Annotated in this window: 20 protein-coding genes; 19 read left to right on the forward strand and 1 reads right to left on the reverse strand. The window is 67.6% G+C overall.

Going from position 1 to position 17109, the window contains the following annotated elements; genetic code table 11:
• The first annotated feature begins 2 nt into the window (after positions 1 to 2).
• From V2S04_RS14200 to V2S04_RS14215, 4 genes are all read left to right on the forward strand, one after another.
• Positions 3 to 605, forward strand: a complete 603-nt coding sequence (locus V2S04_RS14200) for an A24 family peptidase (protein WP_062635310.1) — start codon at positions 3 to 5, stop codon at positions 603 to 605.
• 115 nt (positions 606 to 720) lie between these two features.
• A complete protein-coding gene (locus V2S04_RS14205; protein ID WP_413639042.1) occupies positions 721 to 1476 on the forward strand; it encodes a hypothetical protein in 756 nt (251 codons plus the stop codon).
• A 227-nt stretch (positions 1477 to 1703) separates the two neighbouring features.
• Entirely contained in the window at positions 1704 to 1970 is a 267-nt protein-coding gene (locus tag V2S04_RS14210; protein WP_413639044.1) for a hypothetical protein, read from the forward strand.
• Between the two features lie 18 nt (positions 1971 to 1988).
• Complete coding sequence (locus V2S04_RS14215) at positions 1989 to 2870, forward strand: hypothetical protein (protein ID WP_413639045.1); 882 nt, start codon at positions 1989 to 1991, stop codon at positions 2868 to 2870.
• A gap of 3 nt (positions 2871 to 2873) precedes the next feature.
• On the opposite strand, the gene V2S04_RS14220 is transcribed toward V2S04_RS14215, so the two are convergent.
• The gene (locus V2S04_RS14220) at positions 2874 to 3038 is read right to left on the reverse strand and encodes a hypothetical protein (protein ID WP_157523972.1); all 165 of its coding nucleotides are present in this window, start codon (positions 3036 to 3038) and stop codon (positions 2874 to 2876) included.
• Positions 3039 to 3128: 90 nt separating this feature from the next.
• Between V2S04_RS14220 and V2S04_RS14225 the strand changes: the two genes are divergently transcribed.
• The 15 genes from V2S04_RS14225 (at position 3129) to V2S04_RS14295 (ending at position 17023) form a co-directional block, all read left to right on the forward strand.
• Positions 3129 to 3407, forward strand: coding sequence for a hypothetical protein (locus tag V2S04_RS14225; RefSeq protein ID WP_062635317.1), 279 nt, complete (start codon positions 3129 to 3131; stop codon positions 3405 to 3407).
• Positions 3404 to 3769 carry a hypothetical protein gene (locus tag V2S04_RS14230; protein ID WP_062635320.1) on the forward strand — a complete coding sequence of 122 codons (366 nt, stop codon included), beginning with the start codon at positions 3404 to 3406 and terminating at the stop codon, positions 3767 to 3769. The genes V2S04_RS14225 and V2S04_RS14230 overlap by 4 nt, the downstream gene beginning before the upstream one ends.
• Positions 3766 to 3924: a hypothetical protein gene (locus V2S04_RS14235; protein ID WP_157523974.1), complete on the forward strand. Its 159-nt coding sequence runs from the start codon at positions 3766 to 3768 to the stop codon at positions 3922 to 3924. Before V2S04_RS14230 ends, V2S04_RS14235 begins: the two co-directional genes overlap by 4 nt.
• Before the next feature lie 10 nt (positions 3925 to 3934).
• The gene (locus V2S04_RS14240; RefSeq protein ID WP_197462131.1) at positions 3935 to 4087 is read left to right on the forward strand and encodes a hypothetical protein; all 153 of its coding nucleotides are present in this window, start codon (positions 3935 to 3937) and stop codon (positions 4085 to 4087) included.
• A 2-nt stretch (positions 4088 to 4089) separates the two neighbouring features.
• Positions 4090 to 5136: a hypothetical protein gene (locus V2S04_RS14245; RefSeq protein WP_062635321.1), complete on the forward strand. Its 1047-nt coding sequence runs from the start codon at positions 4090 to 4092 to the stop codon at positions 5134 to 5136.
• A 479-nt stretch (positions 5137 to 5615) separates the two neighbouring features.
• Complete coding sequence (locus V2S04_RS14250; RefSeq protein ID WP_157523976.1) at positions 5616 to 5882, forward strand: hypothetical protein; 267 nt, start codon at positions 5616 to 5618, stop codon at positions 5880 to 5882.
• A gap of 223 nt (positions 5883 to 6105) precedes the next feature.
• Complete coding sequence (locus V2S04_RS14255; RefSeq protein ID WP_413639049.1) at positions 6106 to 11127, forward strand: CHC2 zinc finger domain-containing protein; 5022 nt, start codon at positions 6106 to 6108, stop codon at positions 11125 to 11127.
• Positions 11127 to 11702 (forward strand): hypothetical protein, encoded by a 576-nt coding sequence (locus V2S04_RS14260; protein WP_062635327.1) that lies wholly within the window; start codon positions 11127 to 11129, stop codon positions 11700 to 11702. Before V2S04_RS14255 ends, V2S04_RS14260 begins: the two co-directional genes overlap by 1 nt.
• A gap of 157 nt (positions 11703 to 11859) precedes the next feature.
• Positions 11860 to 12288 (forward strand): hypothetical protein, encoded by a 429-nt coding sequence (locus tag V2S04_RS14265; RefSeq protein WP_062635328.1) that lies wholly within the window; start codon positions 11860 to 11862, stop codon positions 12286 to 12288.
• A gap of 96 nt (positions 12289 to 12384) precedes the next feature.
• Positions 12385 to 13107, forward strand: a complete 723-nt coding sequence (locus tag V2S04_RS14270; protein ID WP_062635330.1) for a hypothetical protein — start codon at positions 12385 to 12387, stop codon at positions 13105 to 13107.
• 7 nt (positions 13108 to 13114) lie between these two features.
• Complete coding sequence (locus V2S04_RS14275; RefSeq protein WP_062635331.1) at positions 13115 to 13327, forward strand: hypothetical protein; 213 nt, start codon at positions 13115 to 13117, stop codon at positions 13325 to 13327.
• Positions 13324 to 13995 carry a hypothetical protein gene (locus tag V2S04_RS14280; protein ID WP_062635333.1) on the forward strand — a complete coding sequence of 224 codons (672 nt, stop codon included), beginning with the start codon at positions 13324 to 13326 and terminating at the stop codon, positions 13993 to 13995. Before V2S04_RS14275 ends, V2S04_RS14280 begins: the two co-directional genes overlap by 4 nt.
• Positions 13992 to 15692 carry an ATP-binding protein gene (locus V2S04_RS14285; protein WP_251448585.1) on the forward strand — a complete coding sequence of 567 codons (1701 nt, stop codon included), beginning with the start codon at positions 13992 to 13994 and terminating at the stop codon, positions 15690 to 15692. The genes V2S04_RS14280 and V2S04_RS14285 overlap by 4 nt, the downstream gene beginning before the upstream one ends.
• Before the next feature lie 21 nt (positions 15693 to 15713).
• Positions 15714 to 16430 carry an SOS response-associated peptidase gene (locus tag V2S04_RS14290; protein ID WP_285814521.1) on the forward strand — a complete coding sequence of 239 codons (717 nt, stop codon included), beginning with the start codon at positions 15714 to 15716 and terminating at the stop codon, positions 16428 to 16430.
• Positions 16431 to 16435: 5 nt separating this feature from the next.
• On the forward strand, positions 16436 to 17023 hold the full coding sequence (locus tag V2S04_RS14295) for a hypothetical protein (RefSeq protein WP_251448588.1): 588 nt from the start codon (positions 16436 to 16438) through the stop codon (positions 17021 to 17023).
• Positions 17024 to 17109: the final 86 nt, after the last annotated feature.

Here is a 17109-nt window from a genome sequence, read left to right on the forward strand (position 1 = left end):
TCATGACCACGACCCGCGAGGCTCCCCAGAGCGTGCGTGCGCGACGATACCCGGCGTTGCGGTACCCGCTCGCAGCTCTGGGGGGCTTCGCGCTCTCAGCGGCCCTCACAGCGCCTCTGAGCCCCGATCTGCGTCTCACGGTGGGCGGTTGGGCCATGATCGCCGTCTACGCCGCCTACGGAGCGTTCCTGACGCGCACAGACCTGCAGGAGCGTCGCCTGCCTGACACGCTCACCCTCACCCTCGCCGCGATCCTCACCGGCGCCGTCCTAGCCCTCGCTCTCACCGCCGGCGCCGGCACCGAAGCGATCGCCGCGATCAGCGGCGCGATCGGGCTCGCCATTCTGCTGGCCGCGATCGGACTGGCCGGGCAGGTCGGATTCGGGGACGTCAAGCTCGCCCTCAGCGTCGGACTGCTCACCGGCTGGCACACCTGGTACCTCCCGTTCGTGGCGATCGCGCTCGCGTACGTCCTCGCGTTCCCGCACGCGATCACCGCGGCGATCCTCAAGAGCCGCGGACGCGACACCCACGACCTCCCCTTCGGGCCATATCTGCTCGCTGCCGGCGCGGTCGTCGCGATCGCCGCGATCGTTCCCTCGTGATCTGTCTGGACAGATGCACCGCGACCGCAGAGGCCGCCTCAAGCCCACACTCATGAACCCGAAAGGGCAGCTTGTGAAAACACGGACCCGCACCTGGCGTCTCACACTGTCTGCGGTGGCCGCGGCACTCATAACCGTCAGCTCTCTCCTCGTTGCAACACCGGCGCAAGCTGCAGGCTCGTTCTCTCTGAACAATGGCCATTTCTTCGTCGCTCCGTCTGTCGTCTACCCAGGGCTGATCGCACCCGTCAGCGCGGGCCTGGGCAACAACTCGAACGCCAGCGCAGCCACCGTCACCATCACCTTCGGCATAGTGTGCAACTCCCCAGGTCGGCCAGTGGCGGAAAGCTCAGCGCAGACCATCGTCATCCCGCCGGATCCGTCGCGCCCTGCGGGAGGAAGCCAGCTAACTCGGGTAGCAACGACGGTCGCCGTCCCCACCGCCTGCACCAAACCGACCGGGCCAATTCCGCTCTCACAAGACGGCTACTTCTGGGTCAAGATGACCCAGACCGGGATGCCGGACCAGCTGAAGATGGTTCCGATCTGGGTCGGGAAGCCGTTCACCGCAGCCAACTTCCGCGAGAACCTAGCCACCCTCACCAAGCAGAACAATCCCGACTACCAGGCCCACCATCAGCTGCCGCAGATGTATCGTGCCACGTTCGAGCAGGCAGGCCTGGTGATCGACGACCCGCGATACGGGCTCTGGTGGTGCTCGAAGGCAGGGGTTCCCACCAACCACTCGAGCCAAGCAGCGAACTACAACGCGAAATGGGAGCAGTTCTTCGCGACCACAGCGAGCCCATCCCAAGACGAGATATTGACTTACATGAAGTCACTCGTCGGCTTGTACGTCTACACATGCTGAACTCGGTCCTCATTCAGGCCCCTTCACGCCGGGGCTACGCCTGGGTAAACGTCAAGTCCTCGCCCCGTCTGAGTCCCGTCGACCGATCGGAGATGCTTCGCGCGCTCCAATGGGGACGGCTAGACGAGCTTCCGGCGGAGCCCCGGTTCGCTCGCCAGAACAAGGGTCGGAAGTTCGGCGACCTCCTCTGGACGACTGGCCCCACGAAGATCGCCAGCGCGCGATTCGTGAGCGTCCTCGACGAATCGCGCGCCACGGGTTACTCCACGTTCCCGGTGGAGATCGAGAACCCGCCTGGCATCGTCCTGCCGCGGTATCACGGGCTCGTGGTGTTCGGGCGCCCCGGCGACGACTGCTTTTCCATCCTGCCGGCGGAACAGCATTGGAAGTTCGGCATAACCGGAGCCCTCCTGCGCGACCTGCGAACTGCGGGAGCCGACGACTTCGAGATCTTGGATGAATCCTCAGTCGCCGCGGCTCCCTTGCCCCGTTGACCTCCCCAGGACGAGTGAATGTCAGGCGAGTACTACAGCCCCGAAGGGGAGTACCTACGGCGCGTGCTGGATCGCCGGCGCGCGCGGCGCGAGGTCGCGGCCGCGGGCTGGTGGTCGCGTCGACGAGCGATCGGCCAGCTCCGCGAGCTCGAGCAGAGCGATGGCCTCGAGGAGGTTGCACAGCTGTGGGCGCGCGAGATGCTGCGCACCGAGATCGCGAACGCCTGGGCCCGAACCTCCCGACACTCCAACGAGTGGCATCCGCGACTGCTCGAGCATCTTCCCGACCTCGCTGAGGAGGCCGCGGCCGAGGCGGTTCTGCAGGCCGGCGATGACGAGTTGCTCCACCCGTTACTCACCGCCGCGGCCGCGGAGCAGATCGCGCGCGAGAACGTCGACCGGGTCAGGCTCGTGGCCGACGACCCCACGATCTACCTGCTGCACACCACGACACCCGAAGGGGGCCCGATGGTCGTGCTGCAGCACGCCGCGAGCGGGCTGCGCGGCCGCTTCGCCGTCGATCCTGTCGACGGCTTCGGCGACGTGTTCTCCAAGCCCTACGACATCCCGTCGATCAACCCCAACAACCCGCACGACGACGGCAACCGATGGGAGCTGTACGCGGGTCTCGGCATCGGCCGACGCCTGTACCTCGCCGCGGGCGAGCTCCACCCGCACATCCGATGGCGCGCCGGCATCCAGAGCCCCTACGCGGCGCCGCTGCGCACCAGGCTGCACAACGCCGATCCGTACCACTGGGCAGGGCACTGCGCCTGGTGCAACGAGCGACGGATCATCTGGCGTGAAGCCGAGCCGGCAGTGTTCAGCGAGCACCCGATCACTCCGGCGCCGGCAGCGATCGAACCCCGTCTCATCGAGGTCACGACGAGCTCGAGGTAGGGGTCACCCTCCATGGATGCTCGCGCCGACGAAGACCGGGGGAGCGGGCACCATTCGCAACACGTCCTCGCGGCCGCACACCACGCACACCAGCACGCCGGGGCGATCGCGCATCACTACGCCGCAGCAGTGCGGCTGAACGCCGATCGCCAATCCGTCGTCGACCATTCCGCGACGCTACGCCTCCGGCCCGATCGCGCGGGCCATCTCTCCACAGATGACCTTTCCTGGGTCTAAGTTTTGTGGCACAATACCTGTATGGGGATCGAGTGGCCGAAGTCAGCTGACAAGCACGACATTCCCCACGCCGATGCGCTCTACGCCATGCAGAACGCGATCTACACGAGCACCAAGGTCAAGATCAACGAGGGCGACTCCCGCAACCAGCGTCGCGTCTTCGTCGGCCCGCAACACGCGCAGACCGATCGGCTGATCGAAGTGCTCATTGAACTCAAGCCCGGCGGCAACTTCGTCGTCTACCACGTCATGCCGCTGGGCGCCTACTACCGCCGACAGATGGAGGAGGAGAACGGATGACCCTCAGCAAGAAGGACCAGGAGCGCTACGCCACCCTCGCCGCGCTCGAGGAACAGCCCACCGGCACGTCGACGCCGGGGGAGAGCGCCCACGGCGCCGACGCCGCAGCCATCGGGCAGCAGATGCTCCTCGACGCCCTCGGAAGCACGCAGGCCGTCGCGCGAGCGGTCGGTGGACGGCCCCGCGTGGGAGGGACGGCAGCAGGCGCCGGCTCCTCCCCGACGATCCGCACCCGCGTCACCCCGACCCGCAAGCGCGAGGTCGACCAGCTGCGCGCCCAACTGGGGATGAAGAGCGACTCCGACGTCGTCCGGGCAGCACTCGACGAGTACGTGCAACGGCATCTGCAGGCCAGCGCATGAGCCGCCGGGGACCGCTCGAGGCCGAGCTGTACGAGCAGTTCATCGACCAAGGCCTGGACGGGATGAGCGCTGAGATCATGTCATCCGAGATCGCGGCCGACTCTGGCGAGCGGGTCTCGGAGTACGAGCGCGTCGATGTCGGAGACACCGACTAAGGTCCGCGCCATGCGTGTCATTGGGACCATCCGCAGCACCGCCACCGAGCGGATCACCGTCGAGGCAAGCAGCTACCAGGAGGCGCGCGAGCTGCTTGAGACACAGATCCCCGAAGGCCACGAGCTCATCGCCATCCGCACAGACACAGACGCCGACACCTGACCATGGACACACTCGCCACCGACCCGATCCCTGCAGCTCACGCGCGAAGCGCCTGGGCCGCAGGGATCGAGCCCCTGCGCGAAGCATTCCCCCTCCACGCCGACAGGCTCATCCGCGCGATCGCCTACTCACACATCGAGCCCCTCCCCACCCCGATCTTCATCGTCGGCGGAACACCATCGACAAGAGACACCCTTGCCGATGCGCTCGCCGAGCTCGCCGGTGAAGTCGAACGACCACGCATCGACCCACTCACGTTCGCCGGGATCCGCCGTGCCGTAGTCCCCAACAAGCCACTCGTCCTCAACAGCGCCCCCCACGTCAGCCCCCGCTCTCCCCTTAGCGGGCTCGACGAGATCGAGGTAGAGAGCTTCATCTCGTTCTCAACCCCACTCAGCAAAGCATCCGCCCTGATCGTCGCCAGCTCTCAGACAATCCAGCCACTCAGCGCGAATCGCTCCATCACGATCGAGCTGCCCCAGAGACCGCGCAGCGTTCAACCGCTACGCGCCATGGCGAGCGAACCTGCAGCCGCCGGCCGACGCATCATCGCGAGCTACCTGCAACAGAGCACACGCCACCTGGACCTCAACGAGCACGCGATCAACATCGCCCGCCATCCCGACTACGACAAGCCCCGCCGCCTCGGCGCAGCGTTCTACCTCGGCGACACGATCCTGCGCTCCCTCGGGCTCGACACCCCAGCTGCCCCGGCGACCTCATGGCTCAGCCCAGACGACCAGATCGTCTGGGCTCTGCGCGATGCCGTCAGGTATCTCCTCGCAAACGGCGGAGAACTCGCCGACAACGCCAGCGACAGCAAGGAATGGGTGATCGGCCGTGCCGATCGCGACTACCTGTACATCCGGCCAACCGAGGCGCTGCCATTCATCCGAGCCGCCCACGGCGACCCGAATCTCAGTATCAAAGCAATCACCGCGGCGCTGCGGCGCCTGTACCTGATCACATCCAAGACCGGGACTGTGAGCGTGCGGATCGGTGGGGAACCGACCCGCGTCTGGAAGATCCCCACCGACCGCGAGCTCTAACGCGACACGCCGAACAGCAGGGCGGGATCTCTCCCCGACGGGGCCAAAGAGCCCCTCTCGAAGCGACGCCGTCGATATCCCCACGGATCCCGTGCGAACGTAGACGTAACGGGAACCTGCCCCGCCACGCGCATCGGTACACTTTTGAGGTGTACCAACGAATAAGCCATTGATCTGGGGTTTTGCTTCTCGCGGTACACCTGTGATCTGGCAAGGTGTACCAGCAATTTTTGACTCTTGACCAGGCTATTTTCCGTCTCCGGTACACCTGGTACACCTTTTCAGCGCAAGCCCTCACACATGCGCGCCCGCGCGAGGCGAGAAAGGTGTACCAACGGCGATGTCGAACTTTTTCCGGGAACCGATGTCCGCGAAGGGTCCGAGGTTGGGCCTATACCTGACATGGGCGAGAAGACACGGCGGCGGGACACTTCGCGGCAATCCGTGATTCTGATTCAGGATCGTGCTAGAACGGGGACATGCCAGCGACAGCTAACAAGCCGGGACGCCGCAACTACGGCCCTCGTGCGACGAGCACCGTGCGGTACCCGCAGGCGTATCAACCGATTCTTGAGCGCCTCGCCGAGGAAGCAGGAATCCCTCTCAGCAGCTGGCTCGCGCTGGCTGTTTCCAAGCAGGCCGGCCTCGAGATCCCTGACTACGTCCAGGACGAGCTCAAGAAGGCCGAGCATGAGCGTGCTATCCGTGCGACAGAACAGGAGCTTGAGTTGCCACGATCGGCATAAACGACTCGACCCCCTCTGGTCTGCAAACCATCGGGGGTCTTGAGTGCTTTTGGGTCACAGCCTCCTGCAAGAGGCTGATCAGATTTCTGATGCTGCATCAGAGTTCGTCAGTTAGGACGTTCATGATTATAGCCGCGATATTGCGGATGTCTAGCGTTGGTGTGGCCGTCGTGTCGCACCCGCTGGGCGATGCAGCGTGCACCCGAGGGGGTGTGCTGCAGCGATGACGCTTGAGTACACCGGCACGGCGACGGCTACGAACTCCATGGACCGCGTTCTCGAGGCGCTCGAGCGCGGTGGGTGGAAGCCTCGCCGCAACGGGAGCCAGCACATGGCGCTGTGCCCCGTGCACGGTGACGCGATGCCGTCGCTGAGCATCCGTTACGACCGGGCCGGCGGCAAGGTGATGATGCACTGCTTCGGCTGCGGTGATGCCTTCGACCTCCGTGACGTGTGCGGCGCGATCGGCCTGACCGTCAGTGACCTGTTCGACGCGCCACTGCCCGCCGACCGCCGCACCAGTCAGCGCACCCCGAGGGCGAAGCGGCCTTCGCTGCCCCCGCGGCTGACGCAGGATGAGCTCGCCCCCAAGACCCCGGACCTGACGGGCGCGACGTGGCGCCAGGTGAAGGTCTACGAGTACGTCGACGACAACGGCGTCGTCCTGCAGCGGGTCCACCGCGAAGAGACCACCCTGGACGGGCAGCGGCACAAGCGGTTCACCCAGAGCTACCGTGGCGCCAATGGCCGATGGGTCAAGCGCAAGCCGGAAGGCTTCGCCCCCCTGCTCTACAACCTCGCCGCGATCCGCGCAGCGGTCGCCGCCGGCGGGGATGTGTGGCTGCTCGAGGGGGAGAAGGACGCCGACAGCGCGATCGCCGAGGGCCTGGCCGCGACCACCAATGCCGGCGGCGCTACGGCTTTCCCCGCCGAGCTGCTCGAGCACTTCCGGGGCGCCTCGGTCAACCTGGTCGTCGACAACGATCCCGCCGGCGCACAGCGTGCTGCGGGTGTCGGTGCGCAGCTGGCCGAGCTCGGCATCCCGGCGCGGATCTTCCTGCCCAACCTCGACGATCGCAAGTCGGACTTCACAGACCACATGGACGCTGGTGGGACGGTCGCGACGCTCGTCGAGATCACCGTCGACGACGCCCGTGCGATCGTCGCCGCGGCCGAGGCCGACAAGCTCGTGCACGGGCGCACCGGCGTTGCGGTGTGCCTCAAGGAAGCGACCGCGCAGCTCGAGCAGAGCCAGCAGGACCGGGCGACTTCCGAGCAGCACGCCGAGGCGTGGGCGCGGGAGTCCCTCAACCGCCTCGAGCGGATCAAAGCGATCGACCCTGTCCTGACCCCGGAGCAGCTCGGCGATCGCGGCCGCACCGCCCTGCAGGAGTACGCGGCCGCGGTCGCCGAGGGTGCGCGGATCTCCCGTGACACCTACATCGTCGCGGGCCTCGACGTGCCCCAGGCGGTCGCTTCGTCGATCGTCGCGATCCGTCCCGACGTCGAGGAGCAGCCGCCGGCTGAGACCGTCGAGATCACCCCTGCCGCACCCCGCACGCAGACCGGCAGCGGAGGCGGCAACGGGGGAGTGTTCTTCGGGAACGACAACCCCGAGGACCAGCCCGAGAAGCGCCCGTTCATCCAGGGCAACCACTACGACGTCGTCGAGGGGCAGACCGTGCTCATCAAGCACACCCCTGGCGACGAGGACGACAAGTACTTCCGAGTCATGCGCGGGTGGGCGGAGGTTCAGACCGTCGCCATCGAGGACGACGGCACCGACAATGAGATCGCCCGACCCCCGCACCTGTACGTGATCAAGTTCTCCCGGTGGGTTCCGAACGACCGCGGCTACCCGACCCGCGACCCGGACACGGGCCAGTTCAAGACCGAGTCGGTCACCCTGAAGTACACCGAAGACCAGATCCGCGACGGGTCATGGTCAAAGGCGATGCCCTGGCCGGGGTTCCTCGAGTCGAACAGCCGCCGCGGCGCGGATCAGGCGTGGGATGCGATGAACGCGATCAAACCGCCGCGGAACAACAGCATCGTCCACACCACGGTCGGATGGCGCACCGCCGAAACCGGCGACTACTTCGTACACGCCGCAGGCGCGATCGCCAAGGGCGGCGCGGTCGACGTCGACGTGGACGTGGCAAAGACCTCCGACATCTATGCAATGCCCGCCCCCACCACAGACCGCGACGCGCTGCGTCAGGCATGGATCGACGGCACCGTGGCGCTGCGCGAATCTGAGCTCCCGGCCCGCGTGATCGCCCCCCTGCTCGGCCACTCCTGGACCGCCCCGGTCCTGCCCGGCCCGATCCTGCTGCACCTGGTGGGCGGGTTCGCGTCCTACAAGACCTCCCACAGCCGTCTGGCCGTGCAGTACTTCGCACCGAACCTCACCCACAACACCAAGGGCCTGATCTCCGGCGCTGCCGGCGGATCCACCGCGATCGGCCTGCAGCGCACCCTCTCCGCGATCAGCAACGTCCCGGTGATTGTCGATGACTTCGCCCCGGACGGCAACGCCAGCGACGCGATCCGCCGCATCAGCACCCTCGGCCGCACCGTGTTCAACGGCATCGGACGCATCCGCGGCAAGCAGCGCGGCGGCGCCGAGGCCGACCGTCCGATCCTTGCCAGCATCATCACGTCCGGCGAGTTGTCCGCCCAGGGCTCCGCCGACTCCCGCATCGTCAACCTGCCGTTGGACCCCGCCACTCTCAAGAACGGCGGTGAGATCTTCGGGCGCCTCGAGTCCCGCCGTGCCCGCCACGCCCGCGCCCTCATCGGCTCCTCACTCGTGCAGTGGACCGCGGCGCGGCGGCAGCAGCTCGTCGACGACTTCACCGAGGCCGAGGAGGACAGCGAGCACCGCCTGTGCACGCAGGCCTACTGGCGTAAGACCATCCCCAGCCAGAACGGGCACGCTGGCCTCCACGACCGCCTCGTGCAATCCGCTGTGGTCCTGGATCGCGGCATCGTGATCATGCTGATGATGCTCCGCGACCTCGACGTCATCACCGCCGAAGAGGCCAAGGACTTCTACGCCTGGGCGCGTGCCGGCATCGCCGAGGCGATCAGCCTGCAGGACTCGTCCGCATCCGACCCCGCCGAGCAGCTGATGGAGTATCTGCGCGAGGCGATCGCCAACGGCAACGCCCACCTGGCCGGCATGGATGGTGCAGTCCCCGAAGACGCGAGCTCGCTGGGATGGACCGACCATTCCACCGGCATGCACCCGCAGTGGCGCCCCAACGGCCAGCGGGTCGGCATCATCCGCGACCAGCGCCTCTACCTGTTCCCGACCACCGCAGTCGCCGTCGCCCGCCAGATGTCGCAGCGCGCCGACGAAGCATTCAGCGACACCAAGACCTCGCTGTCCTCGTCGATGCTCTCCCACGGGTGGCTCCTCGTCGACGGCGCCGGCAAGCGCAGCGTCGTCCGTCGCACCGGACGCTCGATGCAGCACCGCGTGTGGGACATTCCGCTGTCAGCCCTCACCGGCAGCAACCCCGATGAGCCCTCCGGTGGACCCACCAGCGGAGACGGGGGAGCAGGCCCGGACGACTCGCCCGTGGACTTCCCGGCGCTGTTCGACGCCTCGACCGTCGACGAAGCGCCCACGCCCACTCAGCCGGCGGAGCAGACCCCGCAGTCGGCGCCGCCGGCCCCGGCCGAGCCCGAGCCCGAGCCCGAGCCCGAGCAGCCTGCAGCTGCAGATTCCCCCGTCCCGACCGCGCCCGCACGTCCGAGCACCACGACGTCGGCCGAGGACTTCCGTGCACCGCTGGGCGTGCTCCACACGGACGGGCTCTGGCTGTCCACGGGTGAGCTGATCACCATCCGCGGTCAGCTCGAGCACGCCGGCCAGCTCGCGCAGCTGGCCACGGACCTGAACCTGGGCACCCGCATCAACCAGGGCACGAACGGTGCACGCAAGACCGAGCGCGGCCAGATCTACCTCACGATGGAAGCCGCCCTCGCGCTTGGCCTCCCGCTGGACACCCTGCCCGAATCCACCGACTCCGACTACGGCAAGCTGCTGCGCGAGGCCACCAAGGGGCACCCGTTCATCACCCTGGCGACCGAGGCCGGATTCTCGCTCAGCGGTGACGGCTCCATGACCGGCAGCATCGACGTGTGGCGCGAGGACAACCGCGGCATCGGTGCGCACATCGCGCTCCTGCCCGCCCAGGACTTCCGCTTCATCAGCACGATCCTCGACGGCGACCCGGACCCGGCCACGATCGCCCGCCGCCTGGGCAAGTTCACCGCGGCGCTCAAGTTCCCTTACCGCAGCAGCGCTGGCACTACCGGCACCAAGCTCATGCGCGCACTGCTGCCCCGCGACAAGCACGACGAGATCTACTACCCGCAGGACCGGCCTGCGCCCGTCAAGGACCAGATGATGGCCGAGGGCGACTTCAACTGGCAGCGCAAGCTCTTCGGCGACGAGATCGAGCAGAAGTGGGCGCATGGGTTCGACCGGGGCGGTTCCTACCTCGCCGCTGCAAGCACCGAGGTCGGCGTCGGCGCGCCCACCCACTACGACGGGCCGCTGCAGTTCACCAAGGCCACGAACAAGCCCGGCTACTGGCTGATCACCGCCCCCGAACCGGGCAGCTGGCTCATGCCCGACATCTTCGCCGCGCAGGGCATCGTCCGCGAAGGGTTCGCCGGCTCTCAGATCTGGGTCAGCACACCCACCCTCGAGCTCGCGAGCGAAATGGGCCTCGAGCTCGAGATCCACGAAGCCTGGCTGTGGGATCGCAAGGCCAAGGTCTTCGAGGCCTGGTACAAGCGCATCCGCGACGCCCGCACCACCCTCGACACCACCGACGTCGACGACCAGGCCGCCCGCGACCTGCTCAAGATCGTCTACGCCGCCGCGATCGGCATGCTCGACTACCGCGGCGACCACGACACCCTCGCCGTGTGGGCCCCGCACCGCCACGACATGATCGTCGCCAAGTCCCGCGCCAACATCATCCGCCGCGTCCTCGCCAACGCCGAGCGCACCGGCCGGTGGCCCGTCGCGATCGAGAAGGACACCGTCGTCTACACCAGCGACCACATCGACCCGCTCGAGGCCTGGCCGGGAGACCCCTCCTGGTTCGGCCGCGGCCTGGGGCAGTACAAGTACGAAGGATCCGACCCGCTCGCGCATCACGCCGAGTTCCTCAACGGTGACGGCTCCTACAAGGGCAAGAAGTACCTCGAGGAGCTGATCTGATGGCACTGAGCAAGGGCGCCCAAGCCCGCCAGATGAAAGCGATGTTCGAGGGCCTCACCGGGCAGAAGATCCCCGACTACACCGCCGAGCACCCCGACACCCGCGCCATGCTCCGGTTCCTCTTCCCTGGCAAGAGCGACCGCTTCCCGATCGCGACCGGCCTCGCCGCCAAGAAGCTCGGTGTCTCCCAGGGCACCGTCCAGCGCTGGATCCGCGGCGCGCAGAACCCGCGTGCCGCGATCACCAAGGAGATCACCAAGCGCGTCCGCCAGTCCGTGACCACCCAGCGCGGCCGCGGGCAGCTCGCCAAGCGCGTACAGGCGCAGCTCCCCACCCGGCAGCGCACCATCCGCATCAACGCCCTGCAGGGCCCCTCCTCCGACCCCAACGACAAGAAGTACGTCGCCGAGCGGTTCAGCAACCTCGACATGTCCCCGTTCGAGCAGCAGCAGCTCTACGACGCATGGGTGCAGGGCGGCGACGCCGGCGCAACCGACTACCTCACCGGCATCTACGACACCCGCTACGTCGACGGCTGGCAGTTCCACGGCATCAAGGGCGTCGAGTGGCGCTGATACCGCCGGCCTCCGCGAGACGAACCACCCCTCCCACTGCGTAGCTCCCACCCGCGCCGTTGCTCGAATCCGTCGACCGGCGCGATACGCTCTATGTAGTGAATGTCACGCTTTTATCAGGCGTGACCGGACTGACGATCAGAGAGAGGACCAGCCGATGGCAGCCACCATGCCCGAGCTCGTCGACTACGCCTACATCGCCGAGAAGCTCAACGTCTCTCAGCAGACCGTGCGCGTCTACGCCACCGGCACCAAGCAGCGCAAAGAAGGGTTCCCCAAGTCCGCGCTCCCCGAGGGCGCACGCTCGCCGCTGTTCCACAAGAAGGACGCCGACGCCTTCATCAAGCGGCGCCTCGAGGAGACCGCCGGCAACACCGAGCAGGAGGAAGCCGCGAAGCAGGCCTACGCCGAGCTCGGCCGCGAGATCAACCTGCGCAGCCGCGAGCAGCTGCAGAGCGCCCTCTTCGACGAGCTCGGCCTGCCGAAGACAGAAAACCTCTCCGTCTCCACCCCGGCGCTCAAGAAGCTGTACGACGAGACCGGCTCAGCCTTCGTCGGGCACGTTCTCCGGTTCCGCGGAAAGTAGGCCGCAGCGACAGCACGGGCACCCGCGCGTCGTTGACCACGACTGCCGCCGTCGCCTATGCTGTGAATGTCACATTCACTAGGTAGGAGGTTGGTCATGGACGTCTCGTCGACCTACACCGACCCTGCCCCGCTCTGGTTCACCCCCGAAAGCGCCAACGTCGAAGCACTCGAGAAGGCCTGGGGAGCCCGCAAGCTCGGCCAAGTCATGGGCGCCGCCCTCGGCAGCTTCAACCGACTCGGCCACGTCGACGCTGGCACCGCCTCCGAGACATTCGGCGTCTCCGAGGGCACCATCCGCCGATGGATCCGTGACGGCGTCCCACCGCGCCGGATCGGACACGTCATCAGCCTCGTCCGCCCCCCACAGGGCGCCTTCGAGCAGGAGCGGAAAGATCTCGTCTACGCCCGCAGCGCAGTGACCAAGATCTCATCCGACCCCAAGAACGCCGTCGCGCTGTGGGGATACAAGGGGTACCTCGAGCAGTGGGATCTCGCAGTCATCAAGATCAAGGACATGCCGGTCCTCACCGTCCGCATGGCCCGCACCGACCGCGATCGCGCCGCCGACAAGCGCCTCACCGCCGGCGGCAAGCTCGTGGAGATCTCGACCTTCCCGAGCTACTGGGCCGCGGTCGTCGCCCGCAGCGAGCTCCTCGAAGACGTCTACCCCTACCGGGTCCAGCTGCGTAACACCAAGCTCGCCAGCGGCGCCGGCAAAGCCTTCCTCGACGAAGCCCCCCGAAAGCCGCTGCGCTCCTACCGGAAGCAGGCACGCACAACCGTCCGCAAGACCACCGCGGCTGAGGCCAGGGGGTGACCGCCGGATGCTCGCACAGATCCCCATCGACCTCCCCGACGATCACGAGCTGCTCGCCGTCGCCACGATCGCGCTCGACGCGGCAGGGGAGTACAGCCTGAGCATCCACAACATCGTCGACGCCTCGATCAGGATGACTCCCACACAGCAGGCCAACGCGCTGCGGATCCTCGCTACCGGCGCCGAAGCCGAAGCGGTCGGCAGAGAGGACATCCCATGAGCGAACGGATGCTCGTCGCGCTCGCGGGCCTCGTCGCGCTCGCGGGTCTCGCCGCGGGCGGCGCGATCTTCGCCCCGCTCACCGGGATGCCCTGGGCTGATGCTCTCCTCGCTCCCGGCATCTTCCTCGCCGCGATGGCCATGATCATCGGTGTGTGGTTCCTCGTCCTGCACATCATGTGGCGCGCGGACCCAATCTGGGAAGCTGGCGGCGCGATCGCCATCGACGACAGTCACAACCTCACCCTCTCCGCGAAGAGGTTCCTCCGACCCGCCGAGCCGGTCACCACCGTCAATCTCGACCAGGCCACCGTTGCGACCTGGTACATCAGCCCGTTCAGCAGATCCGGCACGCTCAGGATCCAGCTGTGGGACCACGATCCGCAGATCACCTTCGGGATCTTCGGTCTCACGCCCCAGGCCGGCGCGGAGCCGCTCGTCGAGATCTCCACCCGCATCCTCGACGCCTCACCCACCGCCACGGCGCGCCTGCAGTACTACCTCGAGCACCGCATCGACGCCGGCACCCTGGACTGCAACTTCACCCCTCACAACTTCCAGCCCATCCCCGAGCTCCTGCCTCCCCTTGAGCCAGGCGTCACGTTCAGCGCAGACGGCCGCGAGATCCGCTACCGCAGGCCCGACCCCGACCCCGACGAGACATCATGAACGGCCTGCATGTCGCCGAGGGCGTAGACCTCCCGCTCGAGCTCATCACCAGCTCCAACGGCATCCTGGCCAAGAAGGGTGCAGGCAAGACCAGCGCAGCCGTCGTGCTGCTCGAGGAGATGCACCAGGTGGGCGTGCCCGTCATCGTCGTCGACCCCAAGGGCGACTGGTACGGCATCCGCACGTCGGTAGACGGGGATCGGCCAGGATTGCCGATCCCTGTGCTCGGCGGGCGTCACGGTGACGTCCCGCTCGACTCCACCGCCGGCGAGCTCGTCGCGGACCTGCTCGTCGACCAGAAGCTCTCCGCCATCCTCGACGTCAGCGAGTTCACCAAAGCCGAGCTGCGGCGCTTCCTCAGAGCGTTCGGCGATCGCTTCTACCGCCGTGCCGATCGCACCCCCACACATTTCTTCCTCGAGGAGTGCCACGAGTACCTGCCGCAGCAGGTCCGCGGTGAGAACGCTGCGCTCGTCGAGACCTGGCAGCGCATCGTCAAGCAGGGCCGATTCAAGGGCCTCGGGATCACGATGGCCTCCCAGCGCAGCGCAGCGGTCAACAAGGACGTCCTCACCCAGATCGACAACCTGTTCGTGCTGCGCACCACCGCACCGCAGGACCGCGACGCGATCAAGGCGTGGATCGACGTGCACGCCGACTCCAAGAGCATCCTCGCCGACCTGCCCACGCTGCAGACCGGCGAATGCTGGCTCTGGCAGCCCGAGCGCGGCGAGCCTCTCAAGTTCCGCTTCCGCATGCGCCACACCTTCGACGCCGGCACCACACCGCGTATCGGCGAGATCGCGTCCTCGCCCACCCGAACCACGCTCGCCGACGTCGACCTCGACGCGATCGCCGCGGCGATCACCCCCCAGCGAGAGACCAGCAGCGACGACGCCGCACACCTGCGCGCCGAGAACATCAGACTGCGCCGTGAGCTCGCAGCCGCGACGTCGGCGCCGCCGCGCGAGAGGATCGTCGAGATCCCCGTCCCCGCCCCCGTCGACGCCGCCACGATCGACGCCCTCCGCCGCGCGATCGCCGACCTCTCGGCCGCGGTCGACCAGCTCGCCGCCGATCCTCCCGCCGGCCCCACGCCGCGCGCTGTGCGCGCGGTTCCCCCAACCACGAAGCCAAAGACATCTCCGGCCGAAGAACCGGCCTCGACGAACGGCACCAAGGCAGACGCGCCAGCGCTGCGCAGCGGCGCGCAGCGGATGATCCTCGCCCTCGGCCGCATGGCACCGCTACGCCTCACCAAGAGCCAGTGGGGGACCGTCGCCCGCCTCAAGACCACCGGCGGAACCTGGTCTACCTACCTCTCCGACATCCGCCGCGCCGGCTTCCTCGACGAGAACACAGCCGGCTACACCCTCACCGACGCCGGCTTCGACTACCTCGGCGGTCGCCCCGACCCCCTCACCCCACGCGAGCTCCAAGACCACTACCGCTCCGTCCTCCGCCGCGGCGCAGCCGCGATGCTCGACGCGCTGATCAACGCCTACCCCGACAGCCTCAGCAGGGAAGACCTCGGCGCCGCGGCCGACATCGCCACGACCGGCGGCACCTTCTCCACCTACCTCTCCGACCTCACCCGCAACGGTCTCGCCCGCAAGACCGACACCGGCCTGGTCGCCACCGACATCCTCATGAACGGTGCCGAGCTCGAGCACGCGACATCCTCGCCAGGTGTCTGAGACCGGAGATACGCTGCAACGATGTGCGGGCGCTTCGCGATGGACTCACGGGTGAACGAAGAGATCACCGATTTCGTCACGCGCACCGGCCGCAAGCCCGAGGACTGGCGCGCCGACTGGGAAGCCAACTACAACATCGCACCGACACAGCGGATCCCCATGCTCATCGACTCCGCGAAAACCGGCGAGCTCCGCTTCGAGCAGGCGCACTGGTCCCTCGTGCCGGCATGGAGCGACACCCTCAAGCTCAAGTACCCGACGTTCAACGCCCGCGCCGAGACGCTGACCAGCAAGAGCACCTGGCGTAAGCCGCTGCAGACCCAACGAGCGATCATCCTCGCTCGCGGATTCTACGAGTGGACGGGGGAGAAGGGCTCCAAGCAGCCCTGGTTCATCCACGACCCGCACAGCGAGCTCCTCGGCCTCGCCGGTCTCTACTCCTGGTGGCCCGACCGCACCAAGCCTGACGACGACCCCGACCGCTGGGTGCTCACCGCGACCATCGTCACATCGGATGCCGTGCAGACCCTCGCTGGCATCCACGATCGCAACCCCGTCATCCTCCCCGAGCACATGTGGCTGCACTGGCTCGATCCGTCCCTCGTCGGCGACCAGGGCCTCGTCGACGAGGCCGTGCACGCCGGCGTCGCCGAGGCATCCGGCCTCGAGTTCGACGCCGTCGCCCCGTTCGGCATCCGTGCCAACGGTCCCGAGCTCCTCGAGCCCCTGCCGCAGTAAGCCCCATGACATCCGCACCGACCTACTGGCACGGCGGCTGCCCAGGACTCGAGATCGGCACTCGACTGCTCAGCCCACGCGACGCCGCGGCCGCCGGCCTGCGGATCCCGTACACACCCCGAGAGCGCCCCGAGCTCGGCATCGTCTCACGCACCGACCGCGTCTACTTCTCCACCAACCAGGACTTCGCCCGCGCCTTCGCATTCCAGACCGAGATCACCACACCCTCCGGCACGCTCACATCCCGCGGCACCCTCTACGCCGTCGCCCCCACCGGCCCGGTCGACGAAGATCCCGACTTCGCCGGCCACAACGTCTCCTGGCGCGCGCCCGGCGCCATCATCACCGAGATCGTCGAGACCAACGTCCTCATGCGCACCCGAGACGCCACCCGCGCCATCGGCAGCTACGCCAGCTGGGACGACGGCAGGCCGATGTACCTCGAGGACGGCCGACTCTGCGTCACCTGGCAGATGGAGAGCCACGGCATCACCCAGGCCACCGTCGACGAGATCGTGCGCCCGTGGACTCCCGTCGAAACCGCACTCGAGCGCATCCACGCGGCCACCACCCGCAACCGCCACACCCGCTGACGCGGGGGAGCAGCCGACCGCGATCCGAGGCGTCGGCCGAGCGCAGCGAGCCGGCGCCGGGCCCTGCCACGACAAACAGCACCCAC

It is taken from the genome of Microbacterium sp. OR21, assembly GCF_047306785.1.
GTDB classification, from domain to species: Bacteria; Actinomycetota; Actinomycetes; order Actinomycetales; family Microbacteriaceae; genus Microbacterium; species Microbacterium esteraromaticum_E.